This is a genomic window from uncultured Methanobrevibacter sp. (assembly GCF_902771435.1).
Classification (GTDB): Archaea; Methanobacteriota; Methanobacteria; order Methanobacteriales; family Methanobacteriaceae; genus Methanocatella.
On record NZ_CACXXB010000001.1, the window covers coordinates 27,000 to 41,798 of the forward strand.

The 14,799-nt window shown below is 31.7% G+C and carries 17 protein-coding genes; 10 read left to right on the forward strand and 7 right to left on the reverse strand.

The genetic code is table 11. From position 1 onward, the window contains the following. Window positions 1–38 precede the first annotated feature (38 nt). The 7 genes from QZU83_RS00145 to rfbA all read left to right on the forward strand — a co-directional run bounded on the left by QZU83_RS00145 (window position 39) and on the right by rfbA (window position 7,610). Window positions 39–749 carry a 2-C-methyl-D-erythritol 4-phosphate cytidylyltransferase gene (locus tag QZU83_RS00145; protein ID WP_295608928.1) on the forward strand — a complete coding sequence of 237 codons (711 nt, stop codon included), beginning with the start codon at window positions 39–41 and terminating at the stop codon, window positions 747–749. An 11-nt stretch (window positions 750–760) separates the two neighbouring features. Further along, window positions 761–2,062, forward strand: a complete 1,302-nt coding sequence (locus tag QZU83_RS00150) for a class II D-tagatose-bisphosphate aldolase, non-catalytic subunit (protein WP_295608929.1) — start codon at window positions 761–763, stop codon at window positions 2,060–2,062. A gap of 22 nt (window positions 2,063–2,084) precedes the next feature. Then, window positions 2,085–3,092, forward strand: coding sequence for a glycosyltransferase family 2 protein (locus QZU83_RS00155; RefSeq protein WP_295608930.1), 1,008 nt, complete (start codon window positions 2,085–2,087; stop codon window positions 3,090–3,092). A 229-nt stretch (window positions 3,093–3,321) separates the two neighbouring features. Then, on the forward strand, window positions 3,322–4,305 hold the full coding sequence (locus tag QZU83_RS00160) for a glycosyltransferase (protein WP_295608931.1): 984 nt from the start codon (window positions 3,322–3,324) through the stop codon (window positions 4,303–4,305). 75 nt (window positions 4,306–4,380) lie between these two features. Continuing rightward, entirely contained in the window at window positions 4,381–5,280 is a 900-nt protein-coding gene (locus QZU83_RS00165) for an FkbM family methyltransferase (RefSeq protein WP_295608932.1), read from the forward strand. An 18-nt stretch (window positions 5,281–5,298) separates the two neighbouring features. After that, on the forward strand, window positions 5,299–6,729 hold the full coding sequence (locus QZU83_RS00170) for a flippase (protein ID WP_366925367.1): 1,431 nt from the start codon (window positions 5,299–5,301) through the stop codon (window positions 6,727–6,729). An 11-nt stretch (window positions 6,730–6,740) separates the two neighbouring features. Beyond that, on the forward strand, window positions 6,741–7,610 hold the full coding sequence (gene rfbA, locus QZU83_RS00175) for a glucose-1-phosphate thymidylyltransferase RfbA (RefSeq protein ID WP_295608933.1): 870 nt from the start codon (window positions 6,741–6,743) through the stop codon (window positions 7,608–7,610). Between the two features lie 317 nt (window positions 7,611–7,927). Here rfbA and QZU83_RS00180 read toward each other — a convergent pair whose 3' ends face one another. Then, on the reverse strand, window positions 7,928–8,797 hold the full coding sequence (locus QZU83_RS00180; protein WP_295608934.1) for an ROK family protein: 870 nt from the start codon (window positions 8,795–8,797) through the stop codon (window positions 7,928–7,930). A 178-nt stretch (window positions 8,798–8,975) separates the two neighbouring features. Between QZU83_RS00180 and QZU83_RS00185 the strand changes: the two genes are divergently transcribed. Beyond that, complete coding sequence (locus QZU83_RS00185; RefSeq protein ID WP_295608935.1) at window positions 8,976–10,535, forward strand: hypothetical protein; 1,560 nt, start codon at window positions 8,976–8,978, stop codon at window positions 10,533–10,535. 26 nt (window positions 10,536–10,561) lie between these two features. Here QZU83_RS00185 and QZU83_RS00190 read toward each other — a convergent pair whose 3' ends face one another. From QZU83_RS00190 to QZU83_RS00215, 6 genes are all read right to left on the reverse strand, one after another. Next, the gene (locus QZU83_RS00190) at window positions 10,562–10,948 is read right to left on the reverse strand and encodes a type II toxin-antitoxin system VapC family toxin (RefSeq protein ID WP_295608936.1); all 387 of its coding nucleotides are present in this window, start codon (window positions 10,946–10,948) and stop codon (window positions 10,562–10,564) included. Between the two features lie 3 nt (window positions 10,949–10,951). After that, window positions 10,952–11,140, reverse strand: coding sequence for a hypothetical protein (locus tag QZU83_RS00195; protein WP_295608937.1), 189 nt, complete (start codon window positions 11,138–11,140; stop codon window positions 10,952–10,954). Between the two features lie 54 nt (window positions 11,141–11,194). Next, on the reverse strand, window positions 11,195–11,431 hold the full coding sequence (locus QZU83_RS00200; RefSeq protein ID WP_295608938.1) for an AbrB/MazE/SpoVT family DNA-binding domain-containing protein: 237 nt from the start codon (window positions 11,429–11,431) through the stop codon (window positions 11,195–11,197). A gap of 120 nt (window positions 11,432–11,551) precedes the next feature. Further along, window positions 11,552–12,067: a flavodoxin family protein gene (locus QZU83_RS00205; protein WP_295608939.1), complete on the reverse strand. Its 516-nt coding sequence runs from the start codon at window positions 12,065–12,067 to the stop codon at window positions 11,552–11,554. 5 nt (window positions 12,068–12,072) lie between these two features. After that, window positions 12,073–12,534, reverse strand: coding sequence for a flavodoxin (locus tag QZU83_RS00210; protein WP_295608940.1), 462 nt, complete (start codon window positions 12,532–12,534; stop codon window positions 12,073–12,075). A 197-nt stretch (window positions 12,535–12,731) separates the two neighbouring features. Continuing rightward, a complete protein-coding gene (locus QZU83_RS00215) occupies window positions 12,732–13,307 on the reverse strand; it encodes a HEAT repeat domain-containing protein (protein WP_295608941.1) in 576 nt (191 codons plus the stop codon). 453 nt (window positions 13,308–13,760) lie between these two features. Between QZU83_RS00215 and QZU83_RS00220 the strand changes: the two genes are divergently transcribed. Both QZU83_RS00220 and QZU83_RS00225 read left to right on the forward strand, forming a co-directional pair. Beyond that, entirely contained in the window at window positions 13,761–14,531 is a 771-nt protein-coding gene (locus tag QZU83_RS00220; RefSeq protein ID WP_295608942.1) for a uroporphyrinogen-III synthase, read from the forward strand. Continuing rightward, window positions 14,528–14,797, forward strand: a complete 270-nt coding sequence (locus tag QZU83_RS00225; RefSeq protein ID WP_295608943.1) for a signal recognition particle subunit SRP19/SEC65 family protein — start codon at window positions 14,528–14,530, stop codon at window positions 14,795–14,797. Before QZU83_RS00220 ends, QZU83_RS00225 begins: the two co-directional genes overlap by 4 nt. Window positions 14,798–14,799: the final 2 nt, after the last annotated feature.

The window sequence follows — 14,799 nt, forward strand, 5'->3', positions numbered from 1 at the left end:
TATAATATAATCTATGTAAATAATATTTAGTGATTTAAATGAATTATTTATTATTAATGATGGGTGGAAGCGGCACAAGATTAGGTGCCGACAGACCAAAACAATACATAGAAATTGATGGAATACCTATTTTTCACTATATTCTAAAATCATACAATCAATTAGAATGTGTAGATGAAATAATTATCATATCCAATCAAATGTGGATTGATTATGTCCAAAAATGGATTGACAACCTTGAAATTAAAAAACCAATTTCTATTGTAGCCGGCGGAGAAACACGTTCACATTCCGTTTATAATGGATTAAAAGCAATTTCAGGTAAAGCCAAAGATGAAGATATTGTATTACTTCATGATGCAACACATCCTTATGTTGATGAAAACGGAACCATCAATGTTATTGAAGCCATTAAAGAATATGGTGGAGCAACGCTTGGGGCATATCAATACGATACAGTTTATAGAATGGACGATGAAGGATTCATTACAGAAGTTATTCCAAGACATGAATTGGTTGCAGGAGCATCTCCTGAAGGATTCAAGTTCAGTGAAATATTCCCAATTTATGATGAAGCGGACAATGAAGAACTTGAGCAAATGACTTCAGGCGGAGCAATGGCTTTAGAGCATGGCATAAAAATGAAGACAATTGAATGCAATGTTATTAACTTAAAAATTACTTATCCTCACGATCTTGAAATCTTCAAAAAGACAATTCACAGTTACTTCTTTGAATCTAAAAAATAAATGGTGATTATTTGAAACACCCAATTAAGGAAATTCTTGATAAAAGAAAGCATGGAATCAACTCCGGCATTGCATCCTATTGTACTGCAAATAATATAGTTATTGAAACAATTTTAGAATATTATTTAAACACAAATGACTATGTTCTAATTGAATGCACTGCAAATCAAGTAAATCAATTTGGAGGATATACTGGAATGACACCCGCTGATTTTAGGGATTATGTGTTTGATATTGCAGATAAAATCAAATTTCCTAAAGATAAAATCATTCTTGGTGCGGATCATTTTGGACCTCTTGCATGGGCCGATGAAAATGAATCAGAAGCTATGGAAAATGCAAAGGAACTTGTAAGACTAGCAGTTCTTGCAGGTTACACTAAAATACATTTGGATACCAGTATGTTTCTAGCCAGTGATGATACTTCAAAAAAATTGTCTGATGAAACAATTGCTAGAAGAGGTGTTGAATTATATAAAACCTGTGAAGAAAGTTTTATTGAAAGAAGTAAAGAGTTTCCAGATTCAATTCATCCAGTTTATGTTATTGGTAGTGAAGTTCCTATTCCTGGTGGAGAATATGAAGAAAAAGCTACTTTAGAAGTTACAAATCCAACTGATTTCGAAAATACAATAAACACATATGATAAAATCTTTAAAGAAAATGGATTTGAAGATGCATGGAGCAATATTATTGCAGTTGTAGTTCAACCAGGCGTGGAATTCAGCAATGAAGACATTCATGATTATAATAGAAACGATTCAAAAGAATTATGCAAAAAGTTAAAAGAATATCCTCATTTAGTCTTTGAAGGTCACTCCACCGATTTTCAATTTAGAGAAAAATTAAAAGAAATGGTTGAAGATGGAATTGCAATCTTAAAAGTTGGTCCTGCAGTTACATATGCTTTAAGAGAAGGATTATTTTCACTCAGCTTAATGGAAAAAGAATTGATTAAAGATGAAAATGAAAAAGCTAATTTTATAGAAGTTCTTGAAAAGATTATGTTGGATAATCCAAAAGATTGGGAAAAATACTATCAAGGAAACAAACTTGAACAACAACTTCAAAGAAAGTACAGTTTTTCAGACCGTTGCAGATACTATATGAGTAAAAAAGACATGCATCAATGTATAAATAAATTATTCAAAAATATTGATTCAAATAATCTCCCCTTAGGAATGATTAAGCAATACTGCCCTAATACTTATCTAAAAATAAGATCAAAACAAATCGAAAAAAATGCAAAAAATGTTGTAAAATCAAATATTTATGAAGTTATAAATGATTATTATTATGCAATAGAAAAATAAATTAATTTTGGAGATTATATTAATGAGTTATAAAATTAGTGTCATAATACCAGTTTACAATGCTGAAAAACATCTAGACAACAGTATTAAGTCCATTATCAAACAAAGTATAGGATTCGAGAATATTGAACTAATTTTAGTTGATGATGCGTCAAATGATAACTCAAAAAAAATAATTGAATCATATAGTGAAAAATACAAAAACATTATTCCATATTACTCTGAAAAAAATCATGGATATCCTGGTTTTGGTCGAAACATCGGTTTAAACACAGCAACAAGCGATTATATAATGTTCATGGACAATGATGATGAATATGATGTAAACATGTGCAAAACATTATATGAAACCATTATCAATGAAAATGCAGACATTGTTGTTTGTGGAAGAATGATGGTGGGTCAAGCAAACAATATTGAAGAAAAAATATCCTATGTTAACGGCGTTGAAGAAAATGACAAAATCATTCTTAAAAATGAGGAATTACTTTATTTCAATAGCCATATCATCTTAAATAAAATATTTAAAAATGAAATAATCACATCAAATAACTTAAAATTTAATGAACATAGCAGATTAGATGATGATATGTTTACATGGGATTACTATTTAAATTCTGAAAAAATGGTCTATTTAAATAAATATTATGGTTATCGTTGGAATATTCGAACAGACTCACTTTCACACACAAACGGAGAAGAATACATACCCGAAATAATAGAATGCATAATTTATGAGTATAATCAATTAAAAAAATTTAATATAGAGGAACATATAAATTTTAGAGCAAAAAATGCTATTCAATGGTTGATTTATGAAACTTCATTTATTTCTTCTCGTGAAAAATTAAAGGATATTTTAAAAAAAATACATGATTTTGAAAAAGAAATAAAGTTTAATGGAAAGTTGGATTCTAAATGGGCAAAACCAATAAATAACCTTATTTTAAAAGGACACTATGAAAGTGCAATCATATTATTAAAAAGTCTGGATATATCCCGAGGAATATATAGAAAAATTAAACCATAAAAATAAAAACATTAAAGGTTGTGTAATAATAACATTTGAAAATATAAAAAATTATAACTCCTCAAATATTAACACCCATAATAAAAGAATTGGAATTTTAATTGGAGGTAACACCAATTATTATTCACCTAGTTCATATATTCGACTATTATCTCCTTTAAATGAATTAACTTCTGAATTCAGTATATTAATTATAGATAACGACACAATCCAAACATTTTATAATAACTTGGAAAATAATAATTTAGATATAATTATCATTCAAAGAGACATATTTGATAAATTAAAATTGAATTTAAAAGAAATTGAAACATTATTTAATAAACTATATAAAAAAAATATTAAAATCATATTTGATATTGATGATGATCTTTTAAATATTGATAAAACACATGTCAGCTATGACAGATTTTCAAAAATAGAAAAAACTCTAAAAATTATTCTTAAAAATTCTGATATTGTTACTGTTTCTACAGAAAATTTAAAAACACAATTACTGAACCTAAATGAGAATATTACCATTGTTCCAAATACCCTGTTAAAATTATTTGATTTCAATCCAAATACAAATATTAAAAACTTAAATAATAAAAAAACAATTAAAATTGGTTATTTTGGAACTCGTACACATGGAAACGATGTTAAACTGATAGAAAACGCAATTTATAAAGTTAAAAAAGCATTTAATAATAAAAATATAATTCTTGAAGTTGTTGGTGTGTGTTCTGAAAATCATGAATGGATTAAAAAGATCAATATGCCAAATAACTATAAAAATAATCCCACATTTAAAGATTACTTGAAAAATTTTGTTTCAAATTTTTTAAGTAGACTTGGTCTTATGTATAATAGCTTACCATATATTAATTTTATAAATTGGATGCAAAATGAAATTGACTGGGATATCGCAGTTGCTCCTTTAGAAGATACAAATATTAATAGAAGCAAAAGCAATCTTAAATATTTAGAGTACACTGCGTTAAATATTCCTGGTGTTTATAGCAATATTGGACCTTACAAAGAAATTGGTGAAAAAAACACAGGAATAGTTGTGAATAACACCCCTGAAGAATGGGAAAATGCATTAATTAATTTAATTGAAGATGACCAATTATATAAAACAACATTAAAAAATGCTTATGAAGACGTAGAAAATAATTATTTAGTTAAAAATTCAAGTACAATATGGAAAAGTATTTTGGATGAATTTTGATATATGTTATAAAATATTAAATATTTGTTTTAATAAACTTAATTTAATAGATTAATTTTGAGTAGATGATATGTAATGAAAAAAATAAAATATTTTGTTGATTATTTCAAGTATCTAAACAATCCCATTGAAGCTTTAAAATTTAAATTTGGATTAAAAAATTCATGTGAAATTCAAGCAAAAAATTCACATCAAAAAATAATAATACACAATGAATCAACATTAAATGATATAATGAAAAAAATCAAAAAGATTCCTAAAGAAAAAACTTCTGAATTTTTAATATATATGGAAGAAATTGACAAAAATTTAGAATATGTAACAATTGGGAATATTAAATACATTAATGTTAAAAATTCCACATTTAAAGAAAATTCCCCATATGAATATGCTGTTTGTAGCGAAGAATACTTTTATGGTGATGAATGGAATATGGTTGATTTTAATAATCGACATGTAATAGACATTGGTGGAAATAATGGAGACACTTCTCTATATTTTGCAAAAAAAGGTTCTGAAGTTATTGGATTTGAACCAGTGAAACATTTATATGATTTAGCTCTTGAAAATATTGATTTAAATGATGATTTAAAAGATAAAATTACTTTTATTAATAAAGGAGTAGGTGCAAAAAGGGGAGAATTGCAAATCAATGCAAAATCAATAAAAGATTATATTGATGATGATACATATAAAATGGAAATTATAACCATTAATGATATATTAAATAATTATAATTTTACTCCAGATATTTTAAAAATGGATTGTGAAGGATGCGAGTTTGAAATAATTCTAAATGAAGATTTGACAATGTTTAATGATATTATTTTTGAACATCACTCCAAAATAACTGGAAAAAATTTCATTCCACTTATTGAAAAATTAGAAGAAGATGGATTTAAAATAGATACTTTCCCTGTTGTGGTCAGTGATTTACCTTTTGAAGATATAGGAATTATTCACGCATATAAATAATTATTAAAAAGTGCTAAAATGAGTCAAACAAAAACAATATTTAAAAATATGAGTTGGTTATTTGTTTCACAAATAATTACTAGCATATGTGGATTTATTTGGACTATTTTAATGGCTCGATATCTTGGAGTTGAGCAATATGGTATTTTTGGATTTGCTGTCTCATTGACCGGAATATTATGCATTTTATTTGATTTTGGTATTGGAATTCATAGTGTGAGGCATATTGCAACTGATTATGATTCGGCTCCAAAATATTTAGGTAATGCAATACCCCTGAAAGGTTTATTTTCAATTTTTGGATTTTTTGTAATATTAATTGTTTTAATACTAATGAACTGTGATGAACTTACCATAACCGTCACATTACTTATTACAATAGAGCAGATTATAAAAAAGTTCGTAGAATTGATGACCGCTACATTTCAGGCATTTGAGGAAGGAAAGTTTCAAGGAATCAGCAACACATTATTGAATGTATTAACTTTTATATTTATTTTAATAGCTATTTATACTGATTTAGGACTTTATGGGATAGCAATAGCTTATATTGTAGCAAATATGATTGCATTAATTTATTGCTATCATATTTTAACTAAACATTTTACAAATCCCAACTATGAATTTGATAAAGAATTCTGTAAAATGATTACAATAGCTGCACTCCCATTTGCGGCAACAGCAATTTTATCTTCAATTTATTACTCAATTGACATGGTGATGCTTACAAATATGGTTGGAAATTATGCAACTGGTATTTATAATGCAACATATAAACTAATTGGTGTTTTAACATTATTTTATGGAATTTACAGTGCAGTCATATTTCCCGTAATGAGCAAATTCTTTAAAAATGATGAATCAATGCTTTTAACACTTTATGAAAAATCAATCAAATACCTACTGCTCGCAATTATCCCAATAGCAATTGCAACAATGCACTACTCAACAGACATCATCCATTTGATTTACGGACATCAATACGATGCATCATCTTCAGTTTTATCCATATTAATCTGGACAGTATGCTTATTATTCATCAGCGGTGCAGGAAATACTTTATTAAATGCATCATACAAAGAAGTTACCGTTACAAAAATTTATGCAATAGCTGCAGTATTTAATGTTGTCTTAAACCTTATTTTAATTCCATATTTATCATATAATGGTGCAGCAATAACAACAGTTTTAAGTGATGTTTTAATTGTTGTTATTCAAAGTTATGTGATTTATAAACTAGGCCACAGGCCTAACAAGAAATTATATTATGATATAATTAAAATAATTACTGGATCTGCAATATTAGGAATAGCTCTCAACATCCTCCACCTGAACATGTGGGTTGCACTTCCGGTCGGAATTATAATTTATTTTGCAGCAATCTACTTATTAAGAGTCTTTGACGATGACGATAAATATGTCATCAAAGAAATTTTAGGTAAAAATTAAAAGGTGATACTATGAAAGGAATAGTACTTGCAGGAGGTTCAGGAACACGCTTATACCCAATCACAAAGGCAGTTTCAAAACAGCTCCTACCATTATACGACAAGCCAATGATTTATTATCCGATTTCAGTGTTGATGCTTTCAGGAATAAAAGAAATCCTAATAATTTCCACACCTAGAGATCTTCCAATGTACAGGGATCTTTTAGGAGACGGAGCACATCTAGGAATAAAATTCGAATACAAAATTCAGGAAAATCCAAATGGTCTTGCAGAAGCATTTATAATTGGTGAAGAATTCATTGGCGATGACAATGTTGCTCTAATTTTAGGAGATAATGTTTTCCATGGACATAGATTTTCTGAAGTTTTAAAAAGAGCCACCGAACTTAAAGATGGTGCAGTAATATTCGGATATTATACCAAAAAACCAGAAGCATTTGGTGTTGTTGAATTTGACAGCGAAGGCAATGTATTATCCGTTGAAGAAAAACCTGAAAAACCAAAATCAAATTATATTATCCCAGGATTATATTTCTATGACAATGATGTTATAGAAATCGCAAAAAATGTTAAACCATCAGATAGAGGGGAAAAGGAAATCACCTCTGTTAATGATGAATATTTAAAAAGAGGAAAACTCAAAGTTGAGCTTTTAGGTAGGGGAATGGCCTGGCTTGATACTGGAACTCATGATGGACTTTTAGAAGCAAGCAATTTCATTGAAACAATTCAAAAAAGACAATCACTCTATGTTGCTTGCCTTGAAGAAATTGCCTTTAATCTAGGTTATATTTCAAAAGAAAAATTATTGGAATTATCAGAACCTCTAAAAAAAACTGATTATGGAAAATATTTAATTAAATTAGCTAATGATAAATAAAAGGGTAAAAAAGAACCAAATGGAAGAAAAATAACCTTTTATTTTATATGATTGTTATGATATTTAAATCAAATTATGGGCAATCTATTTTTAATTAATATTAATTTGATTAAAATAGTTAATAAATTTTCTTTTAAAGATTAATTTTAGAATGAAAGACAACAATGATTAAGATAAACGCTGTAACACTATCAATAGACAATATTACCTCAATTATATATAAACCAAACGCATATTACTATTAAAAATATACGTTAATTTCTTTTAATTGACCTCAACAGATAAATTGTTACCAGATAAATCATTACCCACATTAATTAAGGCAAATCATCAACAATTTTCATAGCTCCAAAAACCGTAGCTTTTTCTTTCAATTGAGATATCTGAATTTCAGTTTTTTTAAATGCAACCTCATTAAAGCCTTTTCGAATTATATCCAAAAGCATATCTCCCGCATTTGAAACACCACCTGAAATTATAATGACTTCAGGATCAAATGCGCTGCAGATTACACCAAGCATCTTTCCGAATTTAAAATAGGTATCACCGATTATCTTTAAGGCAACTTCATCTCCAAGTTTTGCCTGGGTGAAAATATCTTTTGCCGTGAAATTTTCAAAATCCCTCAGTGAAGAATACTCGTCATTTGATTTTAAATAGTCCTTCACAGTTTTTACAAGCCCTTGAGCTGAGGCGTTTTGCTCAGGTGTTGCTGAATCAAGATATATGTGACCAATTTCACCTGCAGCACCATTATGGCCTTCCACCAGCTGACTGTTGATTACAAGACCTGCGCCAATTCCCGTTCCGATTGTTACCAGAAACAAGTTATCCCAGTTTATAGCCTCGCCGATGGCCTGCAGATTCACATCATTTAAAACAATCACTTTTATGCCAATTCTGGTCTGCAAAACCCTGCCAAAATCACATTCAGGCAAATTCAGATTATTGGCTTTGCCCACAATGCCGTCTTTTACAATACCCGCTATACCCACCACGACTGCCTTAAAATCTGTATTTTTTAAGTTCAGCTCGGAAATTTTAGCGTTGATCTCACATTCAAGCATGTCAATGATATTGTTCTTGGGTGTTTTAACCGTCCATGCTGTTATTACTTCATGTGAGCGAAAAACCGAGAAGTTTGTTGTTGTTCCTCCAAGGTCAACGGAAAATGCATAACTGTTCATGGTTAATGATTTGTGAAAATCTCTTATAAAATGCTATCTAAAAATTAAAAAATAACTGCAACTCATCTACAACACAAATATGCCACACAACATTCAGTTCAAATTAACTAGATTTTGTAAAAGTTTTTAAAAAAAAAATGTGGCAAATTTTAAATATAACATACGAGTTATTACTTTTATGAATCGAAAACTTATTATTGCAGCAATAGCCATTATAGCCATTGCAGGTATAGGAGTGTTTGCACTGACAAACACGGGTACAAACAGCGGTTCATCAATAAGCATTGATGCGAGTGCTCTTGAGGACATGTCAAATCTTGCTGTTGATGGAGAAAAATTAGAGAAAAGCAATGCATTTTTCCACTCAGAATCTTCAGACATCAATGCCCTTTTAGTTAAAAATGGAGGGGCATTCAAAATATCAAACGGACAAATCAACAAGACAGGAGATACCCAAACCAGTGGAGACGATGCGGACTTTTACGGAGTGAATTCCGCCGTTCTTGTAAACACCAACGGTACTTTGGACATTAGCAATGTTGAAATCAATACCAATTCCAAAGGATCAAACGGTATTTTTGTAACCAATGCAAATGCTTCCTCAAGCAATTCCTCACAGGGAGGTGCTGGAGGCGAACCACCTGAAGCAACCGGGAACGGAAGCGGAAACGGAGGACAACCACCTGAAATGCCTGAAGCTACTGGAAACGGAAGCGGAAACGGAGGACAACCACCCGAAATGCCATCCGGAGAAGGTTCCGGTGAAGGCGGACAGGCTCCTGGAGGAAACGGTGGAGGCCAGCCTGGTCAGGACACAGTTTCCGGAACAACAGAAGCAACCATTAAAAACGTGAAAATCACAACACACTCAGATAAGTCCAGGGGACTTGATGCAACCTATAACGGTAAGATTACCGCTGAAAATGTGATTATCAACACCGACGGACAAAGCTGTGCTGCTCTTGCAACAGACCGTGGCGAGGGCCAAGTTCATGTTAAAAACTCCGAAATCAACACAGGAGTAAGTAAAACCAGCGGCAGAGGATCACCTTTAGTATACTCAACAGGAAACATTACCCTTGAAAACACCAAAGGAACATCCTATGTATCTCAGATTGCATGTATTGAAGGTAAAAACTCAATCGGAGTGACAAATTCAGACCTTACCGGTTACGCTGAGGGTAACAGAAAAGATGGTGACGCTTACGTTGATTTGGGTGGCGTATTCATTTATCAAAGTATGAGCGGAGACGCCAATGTTGGAACATCCCTATTTAATGCTAAAGACTCAAAGCTTTCAATAGCTTCCAATTCTTCATTTTACAAAACTGCTCCGATGTTTCATGTAACAAACACCGCATGTGTCATTAACCTGGACAATACCGAGCTGAACTTCGGAAGCGGAACATTTTTGGAAATTGCAGGTCAAAACCAATGGGGAACAACCGGGTCCAATGGAGGAGTGGCTGAACTGAACACAAATAATGAAAAAATCAACGGCAATGTCATTGTCGATACCATAAGCTCCCTTAACTGGACAATGAAAAATACAGACTTTAAAGGTGCAGTCAACTCTACCGGAAACACTACCGTCAATGTTGGTGAAGGATCAACCTGGACATTAACCGGCGACAGTACCGTGTCAAGTCTGGCCGTTTCAGGTAAAATTGATTACGGAAACTTCAAATTGACTGTTGGAAATAATACCTACGACAGTTCAAACCCTTTTAAAGGATAGGAAAGATTAATCTCTTTCCTAATCTTTTAATGAATTCTGACAATATTCTCAATTCTATCAAAATCACTATCAAAACTGACTATTTCACCAATGCCCTCTTTTTTCATCAATGCGACATACATTGCATCAAAAAAGGAAATTGTTGAATCATATTTGACGAATTCACCCATTGCATCATCATAGAAATCTGCATCTTCTATTATGCGGAAAAAATTCGGAAGATTTCTATATATCTCTAAAATTTCTTTAGTTTCAAGTTTATTCTTCAGAACTGTGATGGTTTCGGCAATGACTAATTTTGAGGTAACTAATTTTGCATTTTTAATTTTTTCATAGACTTTTACCGCATTAGGATGCCAATCATCATTTGAAACAAAAAGAGCTACGATAAATGTAGTGTCTAAAAAATACATTAATCACGCCTCCCTATTTTTAAATTCATGTTTCAAATTAACACAATTAATTTTGTTTTTTGCTTGAAACTTTCCTATAAAATCTTCTAAAACAGTCTCTTTGTGTTGTGGTGTTTTTCTACGATACATATTATGATTCCTAAACTTTTTAGGTGAAATAGAATTGATTTTTTTATATTTAAGAATACCCATTGTATCACCTAACTTTATATTATATACCTAACTATATAAAGATTTTCATGAAATTCATAATTTATTATTTTTAAAATCATGTTTTAATTTAACAGAGTCAATTTTTTCATTGGCGGAATATCTGCCAATCATATCCTCTAAAGACAAATCCTTAATAAACTCAACTTCAACTTTACCATTTTCATTAATTTTCCATTCAACCTTATAGGATTTATCTAAATTAAATTCCCTGCGAATTTCAGAGGGTATAACTGTTTGAAATTTATCATATATCCTAGTTACACTGACCATTGAATCACTTCCTAACTATATATCTAAATTCCTAACTTAATAAATATTGACATGAAAATAGATAATTGCAGAAATCTTAAAAAAAAAGTTATAAAATATAAAAAGAAAAAAAATAAAGAATTAGCAGTGGAAACCTGCATCATACACTTCTTTTAGCAAATCCTTTTGGGATTTGACATCACCGAATGCAGAAAATACTGCCTTTTCGGTTGGGTTTTTTGAAAAACTGATGAAATCTCTGATTCCAGTTAAAACATTACCGTTTTTTGCACCTGCTGCAGTAATGATGTAATACTCCTTGTTTTCCAAATCCCTGAATATAGGATAGCACCTGTCAAAGAATCTTTTGAGTGTTCCGCACATTGAATAATAGTAAACCGGTGTTGCATATACGATTACATCAGCTTCCATCATCTTATCCAGAACTTCTGCAAGCCCATCTTCCTGGAAACACTTCATTTCAGGAGTCTTGCATTTATAGCATGCTTTGCATGCATGAAATCTAATCTCTTCAAGGTTATATTTTACAACGGCATTGTCTGCGTCAAGGGCGCCCTTTACAAATTCATCACACATGGTATCGGAATTACCGCCGATTCTTGGTGATGAACTGATTACAACTACTTTTTTTGTCATATTAACTACTCCTCAATCCATTCTTTTGCTTTTGAAACATTTCCTGTAAATCTCATTCCCTTTGCGAAATCAAGTTCAGGATATGTGTTTTGAAGGTCACTTACACATTTGTCGACTCCTGAGCCTCCGGATGTGCAGAATACCTTGATTTTTTTGCCTTCTAAATCAACGCTTTCTATGAATGTGTTGATGATTGTCGGTGCGGTATACCACCATACCGGAAAACCGATTGCAACAGTATCGTATGATGAAACATCACAGGTCTGCTTAATTGGCGGTCTGAATGACTTGTCATTCATTTCAATTGTTGATCTTGAGTTTTTGTCCATATAATCCAAATCTGCAGGAGTGTAAATTTCCTCCGGCTCAATTTCAAAAATGTCATATCCGTTTTCGCCGGCTATTTTTTCGGCTACGCTTTTAGTTACTCCGCTTGCTGAAAAATATGCAATCAATACATTGCTCATTAATATCACCTATTTAAAATTAAGAATTTCCTATTATTTAATTGTTTATAATCGCAACAATAGGCGGAAATTACTAAATGAATGCATCGAACATGAATTAAATTTTCCAAGCTAGTAAAGTTGATTCTGACTTGCGAATTCCTTGGGACATATTGTCAGAAAACATGTTAATGAACTGCATTTCTAATTTTATTATTTCATAATGGTTTGGATACTATGTTGCCACAATCATTACAGATATAATCTATTATCTTCCATGCACAATAGCTATAATCTGGATTAGGTGCCTTATGGGATTTGACAGTCATATTTTCACTGCCGCATTTATCACAGATAACTTTAGTCAGCCTTTCTTCATTTATAGCGATATCATCTAAAACAGACTCATCACTAATCTTTTGAGCAGCGGCACGACGAACATAGGCATCATCATCATTCATTGCAATATCAGTTAAGACGGACTCATCACTAATCTTTTGAGCAGCGGCACGACGAACATAGGAATTTTCATCATTTTTAGCAATGTCAGTTAAGACGGACTCATCACTAATCTTTTGAGCCGAAGCTGCACGAACTACGAAATCTTCATCATTTTTAGCAATTTCAATTAAAACTGATTGGTCATTAATCTTTTGGGCGGCTTCGTTACGAAAAGGACCGTTACTATTTTTAACAATACCTATTAAAACAGACTCATCGCTAATCTTTTCAATCGCCTTTGAAACAATCTTGGAATCCGTGGCATTCATAGCAATATCAGCTAAAATATCCATATTACTGATCATCTCAAGTGCATCTAAACGAACCCGGAAATCTTTATCATTTTTAGCAATATCCGATAAAACATTCTCATTTTCAATAGTTGTCTCTCTAGCAACTTCACTATCTGAATCATTTCTATCCATTTCCACCACCTTTACATCTCCAACCATTTTATAGTTTAAAATATTGCTTCAAAACTTTTTCATGTTTTGTTACAATTATGGTACTGATTAATACATTGCCATCATATTCGGAAGTTATTTTAATAAATAATATATAAATAAATAGTGAGAGCATTTGAAGACTTAACATCTTTAGATGCATTTTTGTGAAATTCATCCCCGACCTTTAAGAGGTCTAGGCATCCTTTCACAATTAAGATAAAGTTAATTATTATAAAGTATGATGAGTACGGGTAGCTGATATAATTCTACCGTGCTAAAAATTAATGAAGGTAATGTAAAATGTCAAAACCCGTTGTTGCAATAACAAGGCCAAAGGATAGGGCAAAGAAGGCCTGTGAAATTGTTGAAAAATTGGGCGGAGAAGCCATTCTTGCACCGACACTTGATTTGGAGCCAGTCAATACCGAATCCCTTAAAAATCTTGTCGCAAGAAAGGAAGATCTGGACTGGATAATTTTCACATCCCCGACCACAATCGTTTCTCTAAACAAGTTCTATCCAGACTTTTTGAAAACTCTTGAATGCAATTTGGCAGTCATCGGAAACAAGACCGGAAAGTTAGCCGAAAAACAGGGTCTTGAAGTTGACTTGATGCCTGAAGAGTTTACTGCAGAAGGACTGATTGAAGAGTTTAAAAATCAGAAGATTACAGGCAAAACCATCGGAATTCCAAGAACCGCATCTGCAAGGCCTGTTCTTCCCCAAGAACTTGAAAAGCTTGGAAACGAAGTTATTCTTGCCGAAGCATACAAGTCACTGTTTCCTATGGATGAAGATGCAGTCAAGGATTTAATCGAAAAGATAGAAAACGGCAAAATAGATGCGATTACATTTACAAGTCCTCTTACTGTTGAAAACTTCTTTGAAATAGGTGAAAACAAAGCAAAGATTGCAGAGCTTTTGAATGACAACCTTTTAACAGTCTGCATTGGCCCGATTACTGCAAGGGTCCTTGAAAAATATGACGTTAGCCACATTTACCCTGACACTTACACAGTTCCTGACATGATGGAACTATTATTCAAAACATTGGAAAAGGTGAAAAAATGATTACCATATGGCCACAATATCTAGATAAGAATTTAAGTCTTTCCGAAGGCCGCAAAGTCTCAAAGGAACTTGCAGTAGCCGAACCCACCCTTACAGACATTGAAAGGGCTTTGAAAAGACTCGGTTTGAAATACACCATGGACAAGGAAAGGGCATACCCTGGAAAATGGTATGAAAAATCCGGCAGAATCCTTGTCGAATGGGAAGGAACAAAATTGGAATTATTAAAGGAAGTTAGCCTGAAACTAAAAGAAATTAAAAACTGATT